Source organism: uncultured Candidatus Thioglobus sp. (genome assembly GCF_963981275.1).
GTDB lineage: Bacteria > Pseudomonadota > Gammaproteobacteria > PS1 > Pseudothioglobaceae > Thioglobus_A.
In genome coordinates, this window is record NZ_CAXCCZ010000021.1 from 1 (window position 1) to 23766 (window position 23766).

General features: G+C 39.2%; 28 protein-coding genes, 1 tRNA gene and 1 riboswitch. Of the genes, 19 read left to right on the top strand and 10 right to left on the bottom strand.

The window, feature by feature from the left end:
• Positions 1–114: 114 nt before the first annotated feature.
• Positions 115–254, bottom strand: a riboswitch (cobalamin riboswitch).
• Positions 255–294: 40 nt separating this feature from the next.
• From serC to aroA, 5 genes are read left to right on the top strand one after another with little or no spacing between them, the layout of a single operon-like run.
• On the top strand, positions 295–1374 hold the full coding sequence (gene serC, locus ABNR88_RS04570) for a 3-phosphoserine/phosphohydroxythreonine transaminase (RefSeq protein ID WP_291926359.1): 1080 nt from the start codon (positions 295–297) through the stop codon (positions 1372–1374).
• Positions 1367–2446: a prephenate dehydratase gene (pheA, locus tag ABNR88_RS04575; protein WP_291926362.1), complete on the top strand. Its 1080-nt coding sequence runs from the start codon at positions 1367–1369 to the stop codon at positions 2444–2446. Before serC ends, pheA begins: the two co-directional genes overlap by 8 nt.
• A complete protein-coding gene (gene hisC / locus ABNR88_RS04580) occupies positions 2443–3507 on the top strand; it encodes a histidinol-phosphate transaminase (RefSeq protein WP_291926365.1) in 1065 nt (354 codons plus the stop codon). Before pheA ends, hisC begins: the two co-directional genes overlap by 4 nt.
• Positions 3507–4358 (top strand): prephenate dehydrogenase/arogenate dehydrogenase family protein, encoded by an 852-nt coding sequence (locus ABNR88_RS04585; protein ID WP_348670112.1) that lies wholly within the window; start codon positions 3507–3509, stop codon positions 4356–4358. Before hisC ends, ABNR88_RS04585 begins: the two co-directional genes overlap by 1 nt.
• 20 nt (positions 4359–4378) lie before the next feature.
• Positions 4379–5680, top strand: a complete 1302-nt coding sequence (gene aroA, locus ABNR88_RS04590) for a 3-phosphoshikimate 1-carboxyvinyltransferase (RefSeq protein ID WP_291926371.1) — start codon at positions 4379–4381, stop codon at positions 5678–5680.
• A gap of 67 nt (positions 5681–5747) precedes the next feature.
• Here the strand turns inward: aroA and ABNR88_RS04595 are convergent, their stop codons facing one another.
• Positions 5748–6074, bottom strand: coding sequence for a TusE/DsrC/DsvC family sulfur relay protein (locus tag ABNR88_RS04595; RefSeq protein ID WP_291926373.1), 327 nt, complete (start codon positions 6072–6074; stop codon positions 5748–5750).
• 90 nt (positions 6075–6164) lie between these two features.
• Here ABNR88_RS04595 and lepB point away from each other — a divergent pair, with 90 nt between their 5' ends.
• Positions 6165–7049, top strand: a complete 885-nt coding sequence (lepB, locus tag ABNR88_RS04600) for a signal peptidase I (RefSeq protein ID WP_291926376.1) — start codon at positions 6165–6167, stop codon at positions 7047–7049.
• A 26-nt stretch (positions 7050–7075) separates the two neighbouring features.
• On the opposite strand, the gene ABNR88_RS04605 is transcribed toward lepB, so the two are convergent.
• The 3 genes from ABNR88_RS04605 to ABNR88_RS04615 are packed head-to-tail and all read right to left on the bottom strand — an operon-like array spanning position 7076 to position 10020.
• Positions 7076–7924: a ParB/RepB/Spo0J family partition protein gene (locus ABNR88_RS04605; RefSeq protein ID WP_291926379.1), complete on the bottom strand. Its 849-nt coding sequence runs from the start codon at positions 7922–7924 to the stop codon at positions 7076–7078.
• Between the two features lie 14 nt (positions 7925–7938).
• Positions 7939–8709 (bottom strand): AAA family ATPase, encoded by a 771-nt coding sequence (locus ABNR88_RS04610; protein ID WP_291926382.1) that lies wholly within the window; start codon positions 8707–8709, stop codon positions 7939–7941.
• Positions 8710–8712: 3 nt separating this feature from the next.
• Positions 8713–10020: a S41 family peptidase gene (locus ABNR88_RS04615; RefSeq protein ID WP_348670113.1), complete on the bottom strand. Its 1308-nt coding sequence runs from the start codon at positions 10018–10020 to the stop codon at positions 8713–8715.
• A gap of 132 nt (positions 10021–10152) precedes the next feature.
• Between ABNR88_RS04615 and ABNR88_RS04620 the strand changes: the two genes are divergently transcribed.
• The 6 genes from ABNR88_RS04620 (at position 10153) to ABNR88_RS04645 (ending at position 13281) form a co-directional block, all read left to right on the top strand.
• Complete coding sequence (locus tag ABNR88_RS04620) at positions 10153–10803, top strand: ABC transporter substrate-binding protein (protein ID WP_291926388.1); 651 nt, start codon at positions 10153–10155, stop codon at positions 10801–10803.
• A gap of 27 nt (positions 10804–10830) precedes the next feature.
• The gene (locus ABNR88_RS04625; RefSeq protein ID WP_291926390.1) at positions 10831–11145 is read left to right on the top strand and encodes a metalloregulator ArsR/SmtB family transcription factor; all 315 of its coding nucleotides are present in this window, start codon (positions 10831–10833) and stop codon (positions 11143–11145) included.
• Positions 11146–11182: 37 nt separating this feature from the next.
• Positions 11183–11259, top strand: a tRNA-Arg gene (locus ABNR88_RS04630).
• 12 nt (positions 11260–11271) lie between these two features.
• Positions 11272–12045 (top strand): prolipoprotein diacylglyceryl transferase, encoded by a 774-nt coding sequence (lgt, locus tag ABNR88_RS04635; protein WP_348670114.1) that lies wholly within the window; start codon positions 11272–11274, stop codon positions 12043–12045.
• On the top strand, positions 12042–12896 hold the full coding sequence (gene thyA, locus ABNR88_RS04640; RefSeq protein ID WP_291926396.1) for a thymidylate synthase: 855 nt from the start codon (positions 12042–12044) through the stop codon (positions 12894–12896). The genes lgt and thyA overlap by 4 nt, the downstream gene beginning before the upstream one ends.
• A 55-nt stretch (positions 12897–12951) precedes the next feature.
• Positions 12952–13281, top strand: coding sequence for a zinc ribbon domain-containing protein YjdM (locus tag ABNR88_RS04645; RefSeq protein ID WP_291926399.1), 330 nt, complete (start codon positions 12952–12954; stop codon positions 13279–13281).
• A gap of 208 nt (positions 13282–13489) precedes the next feature.
• Here the strand turns inward: ABNR88_RS04645 and ABNR88_RS04650 are convergent, their stop codons facing one another.
• Together ABNR88_RS04650 and cas6 are read right to left on the bottom strand one after the other, a co-directional pair.
• The gene (locus ABNR88_RS04650) at positions 13490–14521 is read right to left on the bottom strand and encodes a thioredoxin fold domain-containing protein (RefSeq protein ID WP_291926401.1); all 1032 of its coding nucleotides are present in this window, start codon (positions 14519–14521) and stop codon (positions 13490–13492) included.
• Positions 14522–14592: 71 nt separating this feature from the next.
• Positions 14593–15261: a type I-MYXAN CRISPR-associated protein Cas6/Cmx6 gene (gene cas6, locus ABNR88_RS04655; RefSeq protein WP_291926404.1), complete on the bottom strand. Its 669-nt coding sequence runs from the start codon at positions 15259–15261 to the stop codon at positions 14593–14595.
• Positions 15262–15298: 37 nt separating this feature from the next.
• On the opposite strand from cas6, the gene rnc reads away from it, so the two are divergent.
• Genes rnc through acpS form a run of 5 tightly spaced genes read left to right on the top strand, consistent with a single transcriptional unit; the run spans position 15299 to position 18684 of the window.
• Positions 15299–15967 carry a ribonuclease III gene (rnc, locus tag ABNR88_RS04660; protein ID WP_291926406.1) on the top strand — a complete coding sequence of 223 codons (669 nt, stop codon included), beginning with the start codon at positions 15299–15301 and terminating at the stop codon, positions 15965–15967.
• Entirely contained in the window at positions 15967–16851 is an 885-nt protein-coding gene (era, locus tag ABNR88_RS04665; protein ID WP_291926409.1) for a GTPase Era, read from the top strand. Before rnc ends, era begins: the two co-directional genes overlap by 1 nt.
• Positions 16844–17533, top strand: a complete 690-nt coding sequence (recO, locus tag ABNR88_RS04670) for a DNA repair protein RecO (RefSeq protein WP_291926411.1) — start codon at positions 16844–16846, stop codon at positions 17531–17533. The genes era and recO overlap by 8 nt, the downstream gene beginning before the upstream one ends.
• Positions 17534–17539: 6 nt before the next feature.
• A complete protein-coding gene (gene pdxJ / locus ABNR88_RS04675) occupies positions 17540–18265 on the top strand; it encodes a pyridoxine 5'-phosphate synthase (RefSeq protein WP_291926414.1) in 726 nt (241 codons plus the stop codon).
• Positions 18262–18684 (top strand): holo-ACP synthase, encoded by a 423-nt coding sequence (gene acpS / locus ABNR88_RS04680; RefSeq protein ID WP_291926417.1) that lies wholly within the window; start codon positions 18262–18264, stop codon positions 18682–18684. The genes pdxJ and acpS overlap by 4 nt, the downstream gene beginning before the upstream one ends.
• 4 nt (positions 18685–18688) lie before the next feature.
• Here the strand turns inward: acpS and ABNR88_RS04685 are convergent, their stop codons facing one another.
• The 3 genes from ABNR88_RS04685 to ABNR88_RS04695 all read right to left on the bottom strand — a co-directional run bounded on the left by ABNR88_RS04685 (position 18689) and on the right by ABNR88_RS04695 (position 20222).
• The gene (locus ABNR88_RS04685; RefSeq protein ID WP_291926420.1) at positions 18689–18994 is read right to left on the bottom strand and encodes a hypothetical protein; all 306 of its coding nucleotides are present in this window, start codon (positions 18992–18994) and stop codon (positions 18689–18691) included.
• An 80-nt stretch (positions 18995–19074) separates the two neighbouring features.
• Positions 19075–19776, bottom strand: coding sequence for a bifunctional 2-polyprenyl-6-hydroxyphenol methylase/3-demethylubiquinol 3-O-methyltransferase UbiG (gene ubiG, locus ABNR88_RS04690; RefSeq protein ID WP_291926425.1), 702 nt, complete (start codon positions 19774–19776; stop codon positions 19075–19077).
• Complete coding sequence (locus ABNR88_RS04695; protein WP_291926428.1) at positions 19773–20222, bottom strand: peroxiredoxin; 450 nt, start codon at positions 20220–20222, stop codon at positions 19773–19775. Before ABNR88_RS04695 ends, ubiG begins: the two co-directional genes overlap by 4 nt.
• A 44-nt stretch (positions 20223–20266) precedes the next feature.
• Here ABNR88_RS04695 and lepA point away from each other — a divergent pair, with 44 nt between their 5' ends.
• A complete protein-coding gene (lepA, locus tag ABNR88_RS04700) occupies positions 20267–22054 on the top strand; it encodes a translation elongation factor 4 (protein ID WP_291926433.1) in 1788 nt (595 codons plus the stop codon).
• A 20-nt stretch (positions 22055–22074) separates the two neighbouring features.
• Here lepA and ccsA read toward each other — a convergent pair whose 3' ends face one another.
• Positions 22075–22860, bottom strand: a complete 786-nt coding sequence (ccsA, locus tag ABNR88_RS04705) for a cytochrome c biogenesis protein CcsA (protein WP_291926436.1) — start codon at positions 22858–22860, stop codon at positions 22075–22077.
• A 63-nt stretch (positions 22861–22923) separates the two neighbouring features.
• Here ccsA and ABNR88_RS04710 point away from each other — a divergent pair.
• Positions 22924–23766, top strand: an 843-nt coding sequence (locus ABNR88_RS04710) for a signal recognition particle receptor subunit alpha (RefSeq protein WP_348670115.1), incomplete at its 3' end; no start/stop codon positions are given.

A 23766-nucleotide genomic window follows, 5' to 3' on the forward strand; every position in this document is an offset into this window, starting at 1 on the left:
TTTAGATAAATTGGAATAGGGCCTAAGACTGCATTAGTTGCTGTTGAGAGTGTTAGTGCTGATACGGCAGCAGCTATAGAAAGTTGTTTAAGTTTCATGAGTTTCATCCTTCGTGATAAATTTTAAAAAAAGATCATGTATCGGACTGATTTTTCATTAAGAAAAAAATACCGTTGCGAGGACAGTGTGGGACTCTCACCCACTTCCATAATCAAGTGTGCAAAATTATAATCAATTCTTAATATAAGTTGATATTAAAGTAAAATAAATTGAAATTTCAAAGGAATGCGATCAATGAGTGAAATCTACAACTTTAGCGCCGGCCCTGCGGCCTTGCCTAAATCAGTACTGCGCCAAATGCAAGAAGAACTTGTAGAATATGGCAATGCCAAAGCTTCGGTGATGGAGATTTCTCATCGTGGTGTTGATTTTACGGCTGTGGCACAAAAGGCTGAGCAGGATTTGCGCGATTTGATGAGCATCCCAGATAACTATAAAGTGCTATTTTTGCAGGGCGGTGCATCGGCTCAATTCTCCATGGTTCCAATTAATTTACTACGTGGTAAAACTGTTGCCAACTATGCCAATACTGGACATTGGTCAGTGAAAGCAATCGCTGAAGCACAGCGTTATTGTAAGGTTAATATTTGTACAGATAGCACGGCTAATAAATTTACCGATATTGAAGATTTTTCCAATTGGAATATTGACAACTCTGCTGCGTATTTGCACTATACGCCGAATGAAACCATTGCTGGTTTGGAATTTGACTATATCCCAGAAGTGGATATGCCTATTGTGGCAGATATGTCATCAAGTATTTTGTCACGAGAAATTGATGTATCAAAGTTTGGTGTGATCTACGCGGGCGCGCAAAAAAATATTGGCATCTCAGGATTGACTATTGTTATTGTTCGCGAGGACTTAATTGGCGATGTGGTTGCTAAGCAGCCGGTATTGTTTGATTACGCCACGCAAGCTAATAATGACTCGATGTATAACACACCCGCAACTTATCCTTGGTATGTGGCTGGGCGTGTATTTGAATGGTTAAAGTCTCAAGGCGGAATTAAAGCCATGGCTGAAGTTAATGAACGCAAAGCTACCAAGCTTTATCAGGCTATTGACAGCTCTGATTTTTATTCGAATCCAGTTAATCCAAAATATCGTTCATCGATGAATGTGCCATTTATTTTGGCAGATGACAGTCTTAATCAACTATTCTTAGAAAAGTCTTATAATGCTAACTTATTAACGTTAAAAGGTCATAAGTCTGTGGGCGGAATGCGCGCCAGTATTTATAACGCCATGCCAGAGGATGGTGTAAATACATTAATTGAATTTATGAGTGATTTTGAGAAACAACATGGGTAAAAAAACACTAGAAGAGTTGCGAGTTGAGATTGACGCACTAGATAAAAAAGTACAAGCATTAATTGGCGATCGTGCAACGTTGGCTGGCGAAGTGGCAGAAGTTAAAAAAGCATCAGATGACAATAGTGTTTTTTACCGTCCTGAGCGTGAAGCACAGGTGCTTAGGTCAATTATTGAACGTAACGATAGTGCCCTTAAAGGCAAGGATATGGCGCATATTTTTCGTGAAATAATGTCTGCCTGTTTAGCGCTAGAGCAACCACTTAACATTGCTTATTTAGGTCCTGAAGGTACCTTTACCCAAGAGGCGGCACTCAAGCATTTTGGTCATGCGGTTTCCACACTTGATTGTGCTAGTATTGACGAGATTTTTCATCAAGTAGAAAAGGGTAATGCGCATTACGGCGTGGTGCCAATTGAAAATTCTTCCAATGGCGTGATTGGCGGTACGGTAGATATGCTCTATTCACAAGATCTTAAGATTTGTGGCGAGGTGGAAATTTCTATTCAACACCAGCTAATGAGTGCCGATCAATCAGTAGAAATTAAAACGATTTATGCCCATCAGCAAGCGCTAGATCAGTGTCAGCGTTGGCTTGCCAATCATTATCCAAATGCACAGCTAAAAGCAGTGGCCTCTAATGCGCTAGCTGCTCGATTAGTTAAAGACGAGGTGGGCGCTGCGGCAATTGCCTCTGAAGCGGCTTTAAGTTTCTACGGCTTAGAGAGGGTTGCTAAGAATATCGAAGATAAAACTGGCAACACAACCAGGTTTTTAATACTTAGTAAAGAGTCTGTGGCGCCTTCGGGCGACGATAAAACCTCTATTTTGGTAGTTACTAAACACGAGTCTGGTGCATTATTTGATTTGCTGGAGCCATTTAAAGAGCAAGGTATTAATATGATGCAGTTAGCACGTCATCCAATTCCTGGTGTGAAGTGGGAGTATTTATTTTTGATTGACATTGAAGGTCATCAAGAGGACGACAAGGTAAAAGCTGCATTAACAGAGGTTGAAAAGAGAGTGCTTAAAGTCAATATTCTAGGCTCTTATCCTGTTGCTGTACTATGAGTGTTTGTGAGTCGATCAAAGGCTTGAGCCCGTATCAAGGTGGCAAGCCAATTAGTGAATTGCAACGTGAATTTGGGCTGAGTCGCGTAGTCAAGTTGGCCAGTAATGAAAATCCACTAGGCATTGGTCAAAAGGCACTTGAGGCCATGCAAAAAGCAGTTGTTGAAGTGGACCGTTATCCAGATGGCAATGGTTTTGAGCTAAAACAAGCTATTGCTAAGCGCCTTAATATATCGCTAGAGATGATTACCTTGGGCAATGGCTCAAATGACATTTTGGAGCTCATTGCCAGGACTTATGTTTGTGATCCTAAAGATGAGGTGATTTTTTCAGAATATGCTTTTGTGGTTTATCCGCTATCAACTCAGGCTTTAGGTGCAACTGCCGTTGTCACTAAGGCAAAGAATTTTGGCCATGATTTGGAGGCGATGCTGCTAGCCATCACAGAGCGTACCAAATTAATTTTTATCGCTAATCCTAACAATCCAACAGGCACTTTATTAACAGATAAGGCGCTACATGCATTTTTGTCTCGCGTGCCTAACTCTATTACGGTTGTATTGGATCAGGCGTATATTGAATATTTGGATCAGGCAGATTTGGCAATTGGCTGGCTTAAAGAGTTTGGCAACCTAATCATCACTCGTACTTTTTCTAAAGCTTATGGCTTAGCAGGTTTACGAGTTGGTTACAGTGTTTCGAGTGGAAAAATTGCTGATTATCTTAATCGCATTCGTCAGCCATTTAATGTCAACCATGTGGCACAAGTAGCGGCGATTGCCGCTTTAGGCGATCAATCTCATTTGGCGCGCTCAGTGATTGCCAATAAAAATGGGCTCAAGCAACTTGCAGAAGGGTTTGAAAAGCTAGGCTTATCTTATATTCCGTCATCGGCTAATTTTATAGCCGTGAAAGTTAAGGATGCACCAATACTTTATCAGCAATTATTAGAGCTTGGATTTATTGTTCGCCCCGTTGAAATGAAAAATTATTTAAGAGTGTCGGTCGGCACTTCAAGAGAAATTTCAGATTTTTTAGATGCGTTAAAATCGTTATTATGATGAATAAAATTTGTATTATTGGTGTCGGTTTGATTGGTGGATCGTTTGCTGCAGGATTAAAACAAGCAAATAAGGTTAATACCATTGTTGGCTTTGGCAGGGATGAGAAAAACCTAGCTAAAGCAAAAGAGCTGAAAGTGATTGATGAGTATTCACTAGACATTGCCCAAGCGCTTAAAGATGTGGATTTAGTATTAATAGCAACGCCTGTTAATAGTTTTAAAGCTATTTTAGAAATGATCAAACCACATGTTAACGAGCAAATGATTATCACGGATGTTGGTAGTACCAAAGGTAGTGTGATTCAAATTGCCAAGCAAGTATTTGGTCACATGCCTGAGCATTTCATCCCTGCGCATCCTATTGCCGGCAAAGAGCAAAGCGGTATTGAGGCGGCAGATGCATCCTTGTTTAATCATAGACGCGTTATTATCACCCCGGATAAAAACGCCAATACTCAGTCTGTAGTTGCCGTGAGTGACTTATGGGAGAGTGTCGGTGCAAAAATAGAAATTATGAACGAAACCAAGCATGATGACTTATTAGCCATGACATCACACTTGCCACATATGCTGGCTTTTTCACTGATGGATTACCTAATTTCTAGCAACCCGCAAGCGTGCAACTATGCAGCAGGTGGCTTCAAAGATTTTTCTCGAATCGCTTCGAGTGATGCCATTATGTGGCGGGATATTTGCATTAATAACCCTGATCAAATTATCAAGCATATTGAGGGTTATCAGAAAAGTTTAGATAAAATCGCCAATTTAATTAAAACCCAACAATCAGAAGCGCTGGAGCAAGTATTTCATGAGGCGAAGTCTGCTAGAGATAGCTGGTTAAAGGATTAAGGGATCCATAAAATATAATTATGAGTAAGTTTATTGCAAGTCCTGCCAATAGTTTGTCAGGCAATTTAAAAGTCCCTGGAGACAAGTCTATCTCTCATCGCTCCATTATGCTGGGTTCATTAAGTCATGGCATAACCAAGGTTAGTGGTTTTTTAGAAGGAGAGGATGCGCTCTCTACCTTAAAAGCGTTCCAGGCTATGGGCGTTAAAATTGAGCGTGATGGTGATAATGTAACCATTCATGGTGTTGGTATTAATGGATTAAAAAAGCCACAAGGGCCACTAGATTTAGGCAATTCGGGTACTTCTATCAGGCTAATGTCTGGCATTCTTGCAGCGCAAGCATTTGATTGTGAGCTGGTTGGTGATGAGTCGCTATCCAAGCGCCCAATGAATCGAGTAATTAACCCCTTGCGTGATATGGGTGCAATTATTGACAGTAATGATGGCAAACCGCCTTTAAAAATTACTGGTGGGCAAACTTTAAAAGGTATTGATTACGATTTACCAGTAGCATCGGCACAAGTTAAATCTTGTATTTTGTTGGCTGGTTTGTACGCGGATGGTGATACTTGTGTAACAGAGCCGGCACCAACGCGTGATCATACTGAGCGCATGCTCAAGGGTTTGGGTTATAAGGTTCGCGTTAATGACAACCAAATGTGCCTAACAGGTGGTGGCGATTTAAAAGCAACTGAGATTCAAGTGCCGAGTGATATCTCGTCATCAGCTTTTTTTATGGTGGCGGCAGCAATCGCGCCAAAAGCTGACATTACCTTGCTAGGGGTTAATATTAATCCAACAAGAACGGGTGTTATTGATATATTACAACTCATGGGTGCAAATCTAACACTCTCCAATGAGCGTGAAATTGGCGGTGAGCTATTGGCTGACATTCGTATTCAATCCTCAAAACTTACCGGCATTCATATTCCTGAAGAGCTTGTGCCACTGGCCATTGATGAATTTCCAGCGGTGTTTATTGCGGCGAGTTGTGCAACTGGTGAAACCATCTTAACGGGCGCTAAAGAATTACGCGTTAAAGAATCAGACCGTATTCAAGTGATGGCGGATGGACTGGATATTTTAGGCATTGATAATGAAGTGCTGGAAGATGGTATTAAGATCCAAGGAGGTGTATTTAAAGAGCCTACAGGGATGATTGAATCACACCATGATCATCGTATTTCTATGTCGTTCGCTGTGGCTTCGTTAAGATGTGATTATCCAATTGAAATTAATGGTGTGGATAATGTCATGACCTCATTCCCTAATTTTGTTGAGTTGGCCAATTCGGCTGGTATGAGTATTATTGAAATATAAACAAAAGTAGTGGACATTAAAAAGGCGCTCATTGAGCGCCTTTTTAATTGAGTTAAAAGCTTAATGCTTAGTAACCACCTTTACGTCTAGTCTCTGGAAGACCTGCAACTTTACCCGCTTGCTTAGCAGGACCTTTAGGGAAAAGGTTGTATAACTCTTTAGTTCCTAATTTGCCATCCCAGTCAGCTTTTAAGCCTTTAACCATGTTGCGTTCGTTAGGCTGATTAGCATTGTTGTTAATGTACTCATTGCGTAAGAAGTTGATCAGCTTAAAGCTATCATCAGTTAAATTAACACCTTCTTCTGCTGCAATTTCTTGAGCGATATCTTCGTTCCAATCGTTTAAGTCAACTAAGTAACCGTGAGCGTCTCTTTCTAAATCTGCTAATGCCATTGTATTTCCTCCAATGTGAAAAACTATAAAAAGAAGTTATTATATAATAACAACGTTTTACTTTACCTTTTTTTTACTGCGGATATTATTATGACAATTGAAAACGCATCACCTTTTTTTGCCTGGGATGTTTCCTCGTATTTAGCTTTATTTTTAATTAGTGCCTTTTTGATTGTTACTTTGGATCAATTATTCTTTAACAAGTCTAACACCACAAACTATGCAACGCCTAATAAAACTGGCTTTTCCAAACTTATATATTTTGTTTTATTTTTACGCTTTAACAAAAATGAGAAATACGTAGGCCGTCCAAAAATAGTGCAGTGGTCAGCTGAATTCTTCCCAGTTTTATTATTGGTATTTATGCTACGTGGTTTTGTTGTAGAGCCTTTTAGAATTCCTTCCAATTCTATGATGCCAACTTTATTAACTGGAGATTTTATTTTGGTATCTAAATTTGATTATGGCGTTAGCATCCCTGTGCTTAATCAAAAACTGATTGAATTTAAAAAACCTGAAAGAGGGGATGTAGTTGTTTTTAGATATCCTAATTACGAAAAAAATTCTAAATACCAGGGTGCCGATTTTATCAAGCGTGTTGTTGGTATTCCAGGGGATACGGTTATTTACCATGATGATCATTTGCGCGTCAATGATGAAAAGATTGCTTATGAGAATTTTGCTGATTATCAGGGGGTAGAATCCGGCTCAGAGATGACAGGATTCAAGCATAAACGGGAGTTACTCGGCAACAACCCACATGATGTTTTGTTAGATCCAAGTCGAACTTCTCGCGCTGTTAAGGCGGTTGTTCCAGAGGGGCATTATTTTGTTATGGGTGATAATCGCTCGCGTAGTAGTGACTCTCGCTTTTGGGGTTTCGTGCCAGAAAAATACATTATTGGTAAAGCCTTTGGTATTTGGATGCACTATGATGATTCACTTAAGTTAGAGCGCATCGGTGGCTTTGATTAGCAACACACAGTAGCCTTTAAAGAAGGCTAATTAATATGTTTCAAGATGTTGCTTAATTCGTCTTCTGACTTGTAGTGAATAATAATCTTGCCTTTATCACCCGTTGTTTTGATCTCAGTTTTAGAGCTAAGTGTTTTTGATAAACTGCTCATGAGCTCAGAAATATGTGGCTCAATCGTGGCAACAGTCTTTACTTTTGGATTTAGCACGCGCTTAACTAACTCCTCAGTTTGACGCACAGATAAAGATTTTGCCACTACTTGATTGGCAACCATTAGCTGATCATCTTCTGTTAAAGGCAGGAGGGCGCGCGCATGGCCCATTTCAATCTTGCCTTGTCCAAGAAGTTGTTTTGATTCCTCACCAAGTTGCAGTAAACGAATGAGATTGCTCACACTTGAGCGTGAGCGACCCACCACATTAGAAATTTCTTCGTGCGTCATTTTAAAATCTTCAATCAGTTGTTGTAAGGCCTTAGCCTCTTCAAGTGGTGTTAAAGATTCACGCTGAATGTTTTCAATTAGACCAATAGCAAGGGCTACCTGGTCATCAATCTCACGCACAATAACAGGAACTTCATCTAATCCTGCAATTTGCGCTGCATGCCAGCGACGCTCACCCGCAATAATTTCGTACTTATCGTAAGTGACTTTTCTAACAACCAGTGGCTGAATAACCCCTTGAGAGGTGATTGAGGCTGCTAGCTCATTAAGTGTTTCAGGATCTATATCATCTCTAGGTTGAAACTTGCCACGCTGAAGGCTGCTAACATTTAGCATTTTTAGGTTATTATCAGCATCTGCACTTTCAGCGTTGTTGCCAACTTGACCTAGCAAGATGTCTAATCCGCGACCTAGTTTTGATATTTTTGCCATATTTAAAAGAACCTCTAATTCATTGATGTTTTTCTTAGCACTTCACTGGCTAAAGAGATATAGGAAATTGCACCCTTTGATGATCTAGCATAGCTAATTGCATCCTGACCAAAACTTGGTGCTTCTGCTAATTTTACATTTCTAGGCACAATGGTTTTAAATACTTTGTGCGAGAAATATTGTTGCAATTGCAGAGACACTTCATTTGAAAGATTGTTGCGCGTGTCATACATAGTTCTTACCAATCCAGTAATTTCAAGCTCTGGGTTGGTGGTGGCTTTAATCTTTTCAATGGTTTGTATCAATGCGCTCAAACCCTCTAAAGCATAATACTCACACTGCATAGGGATGATAATACCATCAGCGGCAGTAAAAGCGTTAATGGTGAGCATATTAAGAGAAGGCGGGCAATCAATAATAACGTAGTCATATTGACTGTCTACTGAATTAATCGCGTCTTTGAGTTTAAATTCAGAGTTATCTGTGCGCAAAAGGGCGACCTCTGCTGCAATTAAATCAGTATTTGAGCCCAGCACATCGATACCTGATTCATCAACATGCACAATGGCTTTGTGAATGCTACACTCATCGAGAAGTAGCTCACAAATCGTATTCTCAAGGGAGTATTTATCAACACCACAACCCATAGTAGCATTGCCTTGAGGGTCAATATCGATTAATAAAACACGTTTTTTTATCGCTTTTAATGCCGCACTCAAATTTACTGCGGTTGTGGTTTTTCCAACTCCGCCTTTTTGATTTGCAATTGCAAGCGTAATTGCCATTAACTACTTACCTAAAACCGTCAGCGCCTTGAGCAAGTTGCTAGCCTCATGCACAAAATAATCTTTCTTTAATTTTTTAACAGTTTCTTTGTCAAGGGTGGCTTGATTTTCTTCTTGTGATTCGATAATCTCTGCCTCAGACATTTTGCTTGGATCTTCTTGCTCTAAGTGTCCGTTTAAATCATTTTCTTTGATATCAACAACAGAGGCTTCCTTTTCATTTTCCAAGCTAATGTTTTTTAGCATGATATCTGGCTCAATACCCTTGGCTTGAATTGAGCGGCCATTAGGCGTGTAGTAGCGTGCTGTGGTCACTTTAAGGCCGTAGCCTTTATCGAGTTCAATAATGGTTTGCACAGAGCCTTTACCAAAAGAGGTGTTACCCATAATGATGGCGCGTTTGTGATCTTGTAATGCACCTGCAACAATTTCTGATGCAGAGGCTGAGCCTTCATTGATTAAAACAACAATTGGCGATCCGAGCATAATATCACCACGCTCAGTTTTAAACTTTAAGTTTGAGCTAGGAATTCTACCTTTGGTGTAAACCACTAGGCCAGCTTTATCAATAAATAGGTTGGACACATCTACTGCGCCATCAAGCACGCCGCCAGGATTATTACGCAAGTCAAGAATTAAAGATTCAAGATAGCCATCATTTTTTTCTACTAAGTTAGCAATTGTTTCTTTAAGAAGTTTTGCTGTTGGCCCTTGAAAGCTAGAGATACGCACATAGCCAATATTCTTTTCAAGTAGATAGCCTTTAACGCTAACAATAGTAATAATCTCACGAGTAATATCAATCACAAATGGTTTTTGATTTTTTCGCAGAACGGTAATTTGAACATCAGTCCCTGGCTCGCCACGCATCAACTCTACGCCATCTTCCAGAGTCATGCCACGAACAGGCTTATCGCCAATTTTAATGATTAGATCACCCGCTTGAATGCCAGCTTTATAAGCGGGCGTGTCATCAATTGGTGAGATTACTTGAATACCATCATCTTTTTTACTAATAACAATACCTAAGCCGCCAAACTTGCCAGAGGCACTTTCCATAAGGCTTTTTTGCTCTTTAGGTTCAAGATAGACAGAATGAGGATCAAGGCCACTGACCATGCCTTTAATAGCGTTATTGAATAGGTCTTTGTTTTCAACATCTTCAACATACAGTTGCTTGATATCACTAAAAACGACAGTAAAGGCCTCAAGATCTTTAAAGAAGGCCTCAAGTTTTTGCTCCTCAGCAGCAGTTTTTGCAATGCTAAGGGTGGACAGTGAAAACAGCGTAGCAAAAAGTGCTAACAGCAAAGGAGATTTATAAAAATTAAATAAAGTCATAATATAGTTATTTACTAATACAAAGTTTAAATATAATACTGTGAAAACAAGTAGTATTATTTAAGATTTTACTTGGTTTTGTTTTTATTAAATGGAGAAAAAATGAGAAGATTGAATGTGATATTATTAGCCTTATTGTTGCCTTTATCAACATTAAGCCTTGCGCAAGAAGCACTGGAAAATACACAAGAGGCGTCAAATGTTCAAAAAGAGTCTGCTGTTGAAAACACATCCCAAAAGTCTCAAAAGCCTGAAGGTCCAGTTAAAACCATTCAAACTGCCATTGTTAGACTTAACCAATTAACCACTGTTGCCACTTATTCTCCACAGCTAGTCAGCACTCTAATTGAAACCGAAGTTGCCCCTTTATTTGATTTTGAACATATTGCTAGTGAGATTTTGCTAGTGAGTAATTTAAATTTAGGCGCCGATGAGCAAGCTTACTTTGCTAACAAAATTAAGAAAAACATTATTTCTTCATTATTATCAAGATTGACACAAGCGCGCTCTACTTCTTTTCAGTTTATTTCTGCGCGCCCCGTTCTTGGTGGTTCAATCTCAGTAAAGCTTAAGGTTAATGGCTACTATTCATACGGCATGTTTTTAAACATAATTTTCCATCAAACTGCGAATCAAGCTTGGAAGATTTCAGACATTGTGCTTAATAATGATAGCCTAATCAACTACTATCAAAAAATGGTGTTAATTAAATTGAGAAGATACGGCGTATACGGTATGCTAGGTCGACTTTAATTCGCCATTATAAAAAACGAGAAAAATATGAGTGATATGACACTATTAGAGAAAGAAGAAGACATTGAAAAAGCCACAAAAGCTTTAAAGGCGATGGCACACCCATTGCGCCTTAAAATTTTATGTGTACTTAAAAATGACGAACTACCTGTATTGGAGATCGTTAAACAGGTTGGCTCCTCACAATCAAACATTTCTCAACACATTGATATTCTTAGAACTAAGGATATTGTTGAATCAAGACGTGATGGCAACAAAATTTTGTGCAAAGTAAAAGACGCAAAAATTCTTAAATTGGTCGCCAATATGCAAGCTGTATTTTGTACTTCTGACGATCTTTAATTTAAACAAAGTTGCTTTAACACTTTTGCACAATTATGTGCTCGTAGCTCAGCTGGATAGAGTGTCGGCCTCCGAAGCCGAATGTCGGGTGTTCGAATCACCTCGAGCACACCATCTTAATCATTTATGATTTACCCAACCATTAATCCGATTGCCCTAGATCTAGGCTTTGCTCAAATCTATTGGTACGGGTTGATGTACCTTTTGGCTTTTGTGACGGCCTATTTGTTGGCCAATTATCGTGCCAAACAAGCAAGAGGTTGGAATTCTCAACAAATCGAAGATCTGATTTTTTATGGCGCTATTGGCGTCATAGTCGGCGGCCGTTTAGGCTATATGTTGTTTTACAATTTGCCAAACTTTGTTGCTGATCCACTCTCTATTTTTGCCATTCAAGGCGGAGGTATGTCGTTCCACGGCGGATTTTTAGGCGTGTTATTGGCAATGGCACTTTTTAATAGAAAATACAAAAAAAGCTTCTTTGTTACGATGGATTTTGTCGCACCGTTGGTACCATTAGGTTTGGGCTTTGGCAGAATTGGTAATTTTATTAATGGCGAGCTTTGGGGCAAGGTGACGACCAGCCCATTAGGAATGTATATTCAAGAACAGGGTGTCAGTCGTTATCCATCACAACTATACGAAGCACTCTTAGAAGGCTTGGTATTGTTCGTTATTCTTTGGATATTTAGTAATAAACCTCGTCCATTAATGTCAGTATCAGCTTTATTTTTAATCTTCTACGGCATCTTTAGATTTATAATTGAGTTTGTTCGAGTGCCCGATGAGCAACTTGGCTATTTAGCGTTTGATTGGCTAACCATGGGGCAATTACTCAGTTTGCCGATGATAGTATTGGGTATTTATTTATTTTACAAATCAAAAAATCGACAAGCATGAAAGCATACATAGATATTGGTAAGAGAATTTTAGAAGAGGGTGTGTGGCTCGAAAATGCTCGCACTGGGCAAAAAACCCTCACCATTATTGGTGCAACCTTTGAGCACGATTTGTCAAACGGCACTGTTCCAGTTGTTACCACTAAAAAGCTCTTTTGGAAATCTGCCATTGCTGAAATGTTAGGCTATATTCGTGGCTATGATTCTGCTGCTCAATTTAGAGCCATTGGTTGTAACACTTGGAATGCTAATGCTAATGATAACCAAGCCTGGCTAGATAATCCACACCGTAAAGGTGAGGATGATATGGGTATGTGTTATGGAGTAATAGGGCGCGCCTTTCCTGGCATTGAAGATGATAAGCCACTAGATCAATATAAAAAGATTGTTGATGATTTAACCAAAGGTATTGATGACAGACGCGAAATCATGACCTTTAATCACCCAAATCTTATTCATCGTGCGTGTTTACCTGCGTGCATGCACACGCATCATTTTAATTTACTTGGCGATGATTTGTATTTAGAGAGCTATCAGCGCTCGTCTGACTATGCACTCGGTCAGCCATTTAATCATTTCCAAGTGGCATTCCTGCTTTTGATCACCGCACAAATTACTGGCAAAAAAGCCAAGAAAATGCGTCATCATTTATCAAACGTACACTTGTATGAAAACCAAGTAGACACTTTTAAAAATGAGCAAGTTGATCGTGAACCACTACCTTTGCCAAAACTAAAGATTAATCCGCAAATCAAAACCCTGGAAGATCTAGAAACCTGGGTAACCATGGATGATTTTGAGTTGGTCGATTATGAACATCATGCGCCGGTTAAATATCCGTTTACCGTTTAGTTTCTTTCTGAGCAGGCAAGGCCTACTCAGGTATTATTTATAAATAAAAAAAATTATGAGCCTACCTAATTGTCCAAAATGTAATTCTGAATATGTCTATGAAGATGGCAATCTTTTGATTTGTCCAGAGTGTGCATACGAATTTTCTGCCGATGATCTTGTTGAGCAAGAAGAAATTATTAAAGATGCAAATGGTAATGTACTGATTGATGGTGACACAGTAACCGTTATTAAAGATTTAAAAATTAAAGGCACTTCAAATGCGGTTAAAGTTGGCACAAAAGTCAAAAACATTCGTCTGGTTGAAGGTGATCATAACATTGATTGCAAAATCCCAGGTCATGGTGCGATGAAGCTTAAATCAGAATTTGTGAAAAAAGTTTAACCAGATTAAAAATTTTGGAAATTTTACGAATGGCGATTTTTTAGCTGATTTAACAAGGTTTTTCTTATAATTTAAATCTAAAAACAGGTCTAAAGCCCCTTGTTTTTCTTATAAATTGATATTTTTATCATTTTTTGTGAGTAGGCAGGGCCTACTCAGGTGTTTGATTTTTAGATAAAGATAAAATTTCGGAAATTTTGCAAATGTACTATTTCCATAGGTCAACCGTAATTCCTTGCTCTCTTAACACATCTGATTTGTGCTCAAGATAGCGCTGGAAGTTTGGCTGAGTTTTGTACGCCCCTGTTAAGACGTATGTCATGATTCCGTGGGTGTGATAAGCCTTAAAAAAAGCATCTTTACGAATGATTTCTTCGCCAGTTTTATCAAAGAAAACAATGGCGGGCTTATAAGTTAGTTTTAAATCTTCGAACCAATCTTTGGCGGTTGTGCGCTTACCAGCAGGGGTGATGAGTTTTTCATCAGAAAGTGCATTAAAGCGTACAACTTGCATTTGCTTAAGATGGCTTTGGGTTTCTTTAAGCGGCATGAGTGTTTGATAAAAATTGTCACATTCAGAGCAATTAGGCTCTTCAAAAAATACGGCTAGGTATTTGCTGGCTGGCATTTGTATATTACGAGTAAGCATGTGTGGGCCTTGCTCAAAAATGGCGTGAGCATTTAATGTGCCGGCCTTATCTGTTTTTAAGCTGTTCATGTAGCTTGCGTAAGATTGATCAAGATAAGTCTTGCTAGAGATATAATCAAGCGTGGCATGCATTTTAGCAATCGATTGATAGCCATTAAGCCTGAGTAAGGTTTTGCCTTTGGTATTTAAAAATAAAATGGTAGGCGTGAATTGTATTTTCATTTTGGCTGAAAATTCTTTTTCAGTGTAATCATCACCTTGCCAATCAGTGAGTTCACGATCGCCCCACATGTTGGTTTCAATGACGTCAAAATCTTTTTGTAATTTCGCGACTAAATCATCATCATGAAAATTGTCTTGTACGAGTTTAGCGCAGTAAGGGCAGCCGTCTTGATGAAAGTAAATCATTACGTGCCTGCCTTCATCGGCGGCTTCTTCAAGGTCTTCAGAAAAATCCATAAAGGTAGCTTTAAACCAATTGGGCAGTTCGTCGACAATTTTAGCGCCTAAATACTCACCTTGTTTTTCATGTTCGTGTGCCCATGAATTTAATGAAAATATTAAGATAATTGTAATAAATAGTAAACGCATAACCTCTCCCCAGGATAGAATTTAGATATTAAAGATTGTAGTCCCAAACTAGGTCTGGCGCAAGAGCAAGTCTAACTTTCAATGGTTTCAATGCCTTTTTGAGGGATAAATAAACCACAACCCAATAGGCGATGATCTCCCAGGCCTTTTTCTTGTAATAAAACAGACTCGTCTTTTTTAAGATCGGCCACCATTAAAGATCGGGTGTGAATGGTGCTAGTATCTGTTTGAATTTTACTTTCTAAGCCGGCCATCATTTTTTTAACTTGAATGCCCAAGCCAGTTAATTGCTCAAAACATAATTGTAAAAATTCATCTTCGCTTAAGGCGCTTTCGCAAGCAACTTGTTTGGCGAATAAAACCGGCATGTCACTGAGTAGTTTGGCACCGATATGTTTAACCACTTTAATTTCATAATCGCCCAAATCAAGCACCTTGCCAACAATAGACTCTACTTCTTTTAAATAGTCTTTATTAATACGCAAGGTAAGTTTTGAGCGCTTTGACGGGTAGTAAAAGCCACCTTCTTTATTTTGCTCCCAGCCATTACCATCAGCAACGCTAATATCATGAATACCGGCATTCGTATCGGCTAGCCAGGGCAGGTGTTTTAGCAGAGCTTGAGCCAATAAGAAGCTGTGATCCATTGGCAATATTTTTGACTGGATTTTAAAGCTAACCTCTTGAATAGTCTCAGGAAGCGTAAAATGTTGTTCTTTAGTGTCTTCTTGCCAAAACATACAAATTAAGTAATAAATTATTATTACATTATTATAGATGGAAAAATTACAACAAAAACTCAACTACCAATTTAAAGACTTGTCTTTACTGCAACTCGCGTTAACGCACCGTAGCGTGGGTAAAAAAAATAACGAGCGCCTTGAGTTTTTGGGCGATAGTATTCTGGGATTGGTAATTTCACGAGAGCTGTACAAGCGTTTTTCTCATATCGAAGAGGGCAAATTGTCGCGCTTGAGATCGCACTTAGTTAGGGGGCAAACCTTGGCAAAATTTGGTGTAGCATTAAATTTGTCTGATATATTGATTTTGGGATCTGGCGAATTAAAAAGTGGCGGCTATCGGCGTGAATCCATTCAGGCTGATGCGGTTGAGGCAATTTTTGGCGCCATTTTGTTAGATTCTGATTTGGAAACAATTAATACTGTTATTCTGGATTTATTCCAAGATTTATTAAATAACATCAATCCTAATGATTCACTCAAGGACCCTAAAACTCAGCTCCAAGAGTATTTACAAAAGCGTAGTAACGCATTGCCTAAATACCAGCTAATTAAAACAGTAGGCAAGGATCATAATGCCATTTTTACAGTGAATTGTTTTTTAGAAGATCAAAATATTCAAACCAGCCAAGATGCTAAAAGCCTTAAACGCGCTGAACAATCTTGTGCTCAGGTGTTATTAGAAAAATTAAAGGAGATAAAGTAATGGCTTTTCAAGCAGGATTTATTGCGGTTGTTGGCCGACCTAACGTAGGTAAATCAACCTTAGTAAATGAACTAATTGGGCAAAAACTTTCTATTACTTCTCATCGCCCGCAAACAACACGCCACCGTATTCATGCTATTGATACTACGGATGATTATCAAATGGTCTTTGTGGATACGCCCGGGGTGCATATTGGTAATAAAAAAGCCATTAACGCCTATATGAACCGTGCGGCAAGCTCTAGTATTAAAGATGTTGATATGATTTTGTGGCTAGTGGAAGCGGGAAAATGGACAAAAGAAGATGCGCGTGTTTTAGAGCATGTGTCTCAGGTGGATGTGCCGGTGGTGATGTGTATTAACAAAATTGACAAATTACCATCGCCTCAAGCGGTCTTGCCATTCTTGGAAAAAATCGCACAAAAATATCAGCCAACTGATTTATTTCCATTGTCTGCATTTCAAAAGAAAGATACCAGTGCACTAAGAGCTTTAGTGTTAAAGCATTTGCCCGAACAACCAATGATTTTTGATGCTGACTTTGTGACCGACAGATCAGAAAAATTTGTCGTGGCAGAGTTTATCCGTGAAAAACTCATGCGTCATTTGGACGATGAGCTGCCGTATGACTTAACTGTAGAGATTGAGCAATATGAGTTGGATGGAAAAATGCAACGTATTGCGGCACGTATTTTTGTTGAAAAAGAATCTCAAAAAAATATTGTCATCGGTAATAAGGGTGAAATGCTTAAGCAAATTGGTAGTGAGGCGCGCCATAGTATTGAAGGGTTTTTAGAGCGAAAAGTATTCTTAAGGCTTTGGGTTAAGGTGTCAACTGGCTGGTCAGATTCCAAAAGATCGCTAGCTTCATTAGGATATGACTAAGGTTGATTTAACTCCAGCCTTTCTAATACACCGCCGAGCCTTTAAAGACTCCTCCCTATTGTTGGATTTTTTTACCCTTGAGCATGGTCGAGTTAGGCTAGTTGGTCGAGGGCTTAGGAATTCTAAAACCCCTATTCAGGTTTTTCAACATTTAAGAATTTCCTATCGTGGCAAGGGAGATTTGAAAGGTTTGAATCATTGGGAGGCTGATGACATACCAAGGCAACTCAAAGGTGAAAGACTTATTTTGGGCATGTATGTGAATGAGCTTATCTCAAGATTGTTGCATGAGCAAGATCCTCATTTTGAATTATTTGAAATTTATAAAAATTTTATTGAAAACTTAGCAACGGTTGAGGCTTTATCAAGCCATTGGCTGTTGCGTTTATTTGAGCATCAGTTGTTACAAGAGTTGGGTTATGGTGTGGATTTTTCATGCGATTTAGCAGGTGATGAAATTCAGCTAGATGCGACCTATGAATATCAGCATCAAGGTGGATTTGCAAGAAGTGTTGCGGGTAAAATATTGGGAAAATCGATTAACCAGTTGTTGACAGATGATATTAATAACATGCCGGATTTAGAGCAGCTCAAGGCCTGTAGAGATCTTAATCGTCAGCGACTAAACCCTTTGCTGGGCAATAAGCCCTTGCAAAGCCGAGCATTATTCTTTAGCAAATAACCCATTATGAGTATTTATTTAGGCGTTAACATTGATCATATTGCCACCTTAAGACAGGCGCGCGGTACCCACTATCCTTCTCCAATTGAGGGAGCGTTATTGTGCGAACAATCTGGTGCAGATAGTATTACTTTGCACTTACGTGAAGATAGGCGTCACATTCAAGATGCTGATGTAGAAATTCTTCGAGAAAAACTCACTACTAAAATGAATTTGGAAATGGCGGCTACAGATGAGATGATCACCATTGCCGGAAGAATAAAGCCTGAGGACTGTTGTCTAGTGCCAGAAAAGCGTGAAGAGCTTACAACCGAAGGCGGACTAGATGTTGCTGGACAAATCTCTAGAATGAGTGATGTTTGCGCGCAGTTGGCAGAATCAAAAATTATTGTTTCATTATTTATTGACGCACAAAAAAACCAAATCGATGCAGCCAAAGAATCTGGCGCACCAGTAATCGAGTTGCATACTGGCCACTATGCAGACACTAGTGGTGTTGAGCAAGAAAAAGAATTAGAGCGAATTAAATCTATGGCAACGTATGCTCATTCAATCGGCTTGCAAGTTAATGCTGGGCACGGACTAACGTTGGAAAATACTCCAGCCATTGCAAAATTGCCAGAGGTTGTAGAGCTTAATATTGGGCATTCAATCATTGCTAGAGCAGTGTTTGTAGGCTTGGCTCAAGCAACACAAGAGATGAAAGATTTGATGCTTGAGGTTAGAGGATGATTTACGGCGTTGGCACGGATATTATTAATATCGAGCGAGTTGAGCACATCTTAAGTAAGAACAAAGAAGGGTTTGTCAGACGAGTTTTATCAGATCATGAGCGATCACTGTTTGCTAATAAGGGTGATAGCGCCTCATACTGTGCCAAACGTTTTGCCGCAAAAGAGGCTTTTGCCAAAGCCTTGGGAACCGGTATTGGTAAAATTGTTAGTTTTCAAGATTTAACTATTCGTAACAACGACAGCGGTAAACCTTACTTTATTCCAAGTGAAAAACTACGTTTATATTTAGTGGGTAAAAATATTAAGCAGGCTCATTTAAGTTTGTCGGATGAAAAGCTAAATGCTGTGGCTTTTGTGGTGTTGGAGCTTGGCGAAGCTCAAGAATCAAAATCGGACAATTACAATACAACTTTTTAATTTTTTAGTTGATATAGTGTCCATAACCAGCCTTGCGAGCTTCATCCTTGGTGCCAGTGCACCCAAACTTTTCGGCAGTTTTGTAGCCTGAGATAGCTAGATTATTCAGCTCCAGGATATGTATTGGGGTAGAGTCCATGTCAAATCGCTTTAAACCCTTATTCATTTTATGCATGCCTTTCGGACTGAGTCCAGCGCAATGCTCATTGTAATATTTGACCGCGCCAATAATCACTAACATTTCATTAGGGGAAAGACTATAAACCGATAAATTGGTTAATAATAGGGCGGTTGCAATAATTTTTTTCATAGGCCGACTATTGATAATCAGTGGTTAGCCTAAAGTTTACACCTAATCATAGAAAAAGCCATGATTTAGGTTAAATAATATTAACCCTTGTTGTAGTGGCAAAGGTAGTTGACACTGACATCATCTTCTAATTTGTAGACTTTGGTAAACGGATTGTAAGTCATGCCAATCATGCCTTTGAGAGATAAGTTTGCCTGTCTGGCGTATTCATCCATTTCGCTTGGTTGGATGAATTTATCCCAGTCGTGTGTTCCTTGGGGCAGGAGTTTTAAAACGTATTCGGCCCCAATAATGGCAAATATATAAGACTTAGTATTACGATTAATGGTTGAAAGAAATACTTGACCGCCTGGCTTAACTAAAGCAGCACAAGCTTTAATAATAGAGCTTGGATCGGGTACGTGTTCAAGCATTTCTAAACAAGTGACCACATCAAATTGACCGCCGTGGGTTTTGGCTAACTCTTCTACTGGAATTTTTTGATAATCAACTTCTAATCCAGATTCAAGTAAGTGTAATTTAGCCACTTCAAGACCAGCTTCAGCCATATCAATGCCAGTTACCTGTGCACCTTGTGCACTCATAGACTCACTTAAAATGCCACCACCACAACCCACATCTAGAATTTTTTTATTGACTAAAGTATTGTTGCAGTGCGCTTTAATATAGTCAAGTCGCAATGGATTGATATCGTGCAAAGGTTTAAATTCGGAATTTTTATCCCACCAGCGAGAGGCTAGCTGGGCAAACTTATCTACTTCATCAAAATCTACATTACTCATAGTGTGCTAACCTTTTGTAAAACTTCTTCAACATGACCTTTCACTTTAACCTTGTCCCAATGCTCAAGAATATTCCCCTCGCCATCAATTAAAAAGGTTGAACGCACAATGCCCATATACTCTTTGCCATATAGCTTTTTTAGCTGAATCACATTAAAAGCATTACATAAAATTTCTTCTGGGTCTGAGATCAGTTCAAAAGGAAAATCTTGCTTAGCTTTAAAGTTTTCGTGAGATTTCATTTTGTCACGGCTAACCCCATAAATAACCGTATTGGCATCGACAAAAGCTTGGTGATTATCTCTAAAATCTTGGCCTTCTGTTGTACAGCCTGGGGTGGAGTCCTTTGGATAAAAATATAAAACTATGTTGCGTCCTTGTGGGTCTGGAATGTTGACGTCTAAATTGCTGGTTGCGTGACAGGTAATCGATTGAACTTTATTCATTGCTTGTATAATAGAGCGTTTAAAACGTTCATTTTATCACCACCATGAAGAACATCCGTAATTTTTCAATTATTGCTCATATTGACCATGGAAAATCAACCATTGCTGATCGATTTATCCAATTTTGTGGCGGTTTAAGTGATCGTGAAATGTCTGCTCAAGTGCTTGACTCGATGGATATTGAAAAAGAGCGAGGCATTACCATTAAATCTCAAAGTGTGACTTTGGATTATAAAGCAAATAATGGCCAAACTTATCAGCTGAACTTTATTGACACCCCTGGACATGTTGATTTTTCATACGAAGTCTCTCGCTCGCTTTCAGCTTGTGAGGGTGCATTACTGATTGTAGATGCCTCTCAAGGTGTGGAAGCGCAAACAGTGGCTAATTGTTACACAGCCCTAGATCAAGGTTTAGAGGTGGTTTCAGTGCTAAACAAAATTGACCTTCCAGCTGCAGATCCAGATCGTGTTATTGAAGAAATTGAAGATGTAATTGGTATCGAAGCAACTGAAGCAGTTCACGCAAGCGCCAAATCTGGCATTGGTATTCAAGATATATTAGAGCAGATTGTAGAGAAAATTCCTGCCCCAGAAGGGGAGATAGAGTCACCCATTAAGGCGCTAATTATTGACTCATGGTTTGATAATTATTTAGGTGTTGTTTCTCTTGTTCGAGTGATTGATGGTGAGATTAAGGCAAAAACCAAAATCAAAATATTCTCTAATGGTGATGAACATTTGGTGGATGAGGTAGGTGTATTCACCCCTAAGCGTGAAAAAACTGAAAGTTTAAAAGCTGGTGAAGTTGGTTATCTGCTTGCCAGTATTAAAAATATTGATGGCGCGCCAGTAGGTGACACGATTACCAGTGCTAAAAATCCAGTACTGGAGCCTTTGGAAGGTTTTAAGCCAGTGCAGCCTAGAGTTTTTGCAGGTTTATTCCCTATTTCTGGCGAAGACTATGAAAAATTTCGCGATGCTTTAGCTAAACTTCGCCTTAATGATGCGGCGCTACAATATGAGCCAGAAAACTCAGATGCACTCGGGTTTGGTTTTCGTATTGGATTTTTAGGTTTGCTGCATATGGAAATTGTGCAAGAGCGCTTAGAGCGTGAATACGATCTTGATCTGATTACCACTGCACCAACTGTTGTGTATGAAATTTTAGACACTAAGGGGAATATTCATCATGTTGACAGCCCCTCTAAAATGCCTGAAAATCAAGCCATTGCCGAATTCAGAGAGCCAATTATCACCGCCAATATATTAGTTACCGATGAGTTTGTTGGCAACGTGATTAGTCTATGTGTTGAAAAGCGTGGTGTGCAAAAATCAATTACCTATATGGGTAGACAGGTACAGTTAATCTATGAATTGCCACTAAATGAAGTGGTGCTTGATTTCTTTGATCGGCTTAAATCAGTATCACGTGGCTTTGCCTCGATGGATTATCAGTTTAATCGTTATCAAGAATCTGATTTAATTCGTCTAGACATTATGATCAATCAAGAGCCTGTGGACGCTTTGGCGCTGATTATTCATCGTGATGATTCGGTACGTAAAGGCCGTGAATTGGCTGAAAAGATGAAAGAGCTAATTCCACGCCAGATGTTTGACGTGGCCATTCAAGCGTGTATTGGTGTAAAAATCATTTCTCGTGCGAATGTTAAAGCGCTAAGAAAAAATGTTACCGCAAAGTGTTATGGTGGCGATGTGTCACGTAAGCGTAAATTGCTCGATAAGCAGAAAAAAGGTAAAAAGCGTATGCGTAGTGTGGGTCGTGTAGATATACCGCAAGAGGCGTTTTTAGCTGTCTTACATATCGACTAAAAAAACCACCATCTGTTGACCTAAGATAAAAGTCTTTCTAAAACAAACTTAGAGCCATAATAGGCAATCACTAAAATTCCAAACCCCACTTGAGTAGCGGTGATGGCCTGTTTGCCACGCCAGCCAAAAGCTCGGCGTCCAAGTACTAAGGTGGCAAAAATCACCCAAGCAATGATAGATAAAGTGGTTTTGTGCATAAGGTGCTGAGCAAAGAAGTCATCAATAAAAATAAAGCCAGTTGCTAACGATAAAGTTAGTAAGTAAAAACCAATACGTAAACTTTGGAAAAGTAGTCTTTCCATGGTTTGTAGCGGAGGTAGTTTATTGATAAACGTGTTGATTTTTTTAGCATGTAAATGACGTTCCTGAATCTTTAATAGCACTGATTGACAAACCGCTAGTGCTAAAAGAGCGTAAGCAGTGATCGATAAAAAAACATGTGAAGCAATACTAAGCGGAATGAGTTTATCGCTAGTGTCTGGAAACAAAATACCAAAAGCGAGAGACAGTGCAACTAACGGATAAACCAAAATTCCCAGTGCGTGTACCGGTTTAGAAATAGAAGAGAGAAATAATAAAATCGCCACTAACCAAGCAACAAAAGAGGCGCTATTTGCCAATCCAAAAACAACACCATCAACTGTCCAAAAGTTAGTAAATGTTAGTGTTTGAGCAATAATGGCAAAACTAAGGAGTAATGAGGTGGTTTTATGATGTGGGTGTTTTAGCTCGTCTTTACTGAAAAAACGCATGAGCAATAGGGATGCAGCGATATAGGCCGATATTGCAAAATAAGATAAAAACATAATTAGCGTGCTGAATTAATACAAGGTACTATAATACGATACTTTGATTCAAAATTTTTAATAATGTTTGATAATTTAACCGATCGCCTATCTAATAGTTTTAAAGCCTTACAAGGCAAAAACAAACTTTCAGAATCTAATATTAAAGAAGCCATTCGTGAAGTGCGTCGTGCACTACTCGAGGCAGATGTTGCACTTGAGGTGATTAAATCCTTCTTAGATCGTGTGCAAGATAAAGCAGTTGGTCTTAAAGTTGGTGAAGGTCTTAATCCTTCACAGGCATTTATTAAGCTGGTTGAAACTGAACTAACCGAGATTATTGGCGGTGAAAACAAAACTCTAGATCTTAAAACTCAGCCACCAGCAGTGGTAATGGTGGCAGGCTTACAAGGTGCAGGTAAAACCACTTCAATTGCAAAGTTAGCACGCTATTTAAAAGAACGTGAAAACAAGAAAGTGCTTGTAGTGAGTGCCGATGTGTATCGTCCAGCAGCAATCAAGCAATTAGAAGTATTAGCCAAACAAGTAGAGGTGGATTTCTTTGCTTCTGACATTAATCAAAAGCCTGAAAAAATTGTAGCAGATGCAAAAAAGCATGCGCAAAAACAATTCCACGATGTGCTCTTGGTGGACACTGCAGGTCGTTTGCATGTAGATGAGCAAATGATGGGTGAGATTAAAGCCCTGCAAAACAAAGTTAACCCAATTGAAACCCTATTTGTGGTGGATTCAATGACTGGTCAAGATGCGGCACATACTGCTAAAGCCTTTGCCGATAGCCTACCTTTGACAGGTGTCATTCTAACCAAAACGGATGGTGATGCTCGAGGGGGTGCAGCATTATCAGTTCGCCACATTACCGGCAAGCCGATTAAGTTTTTAGGTGTTGGTGAAAAGATTGATGCA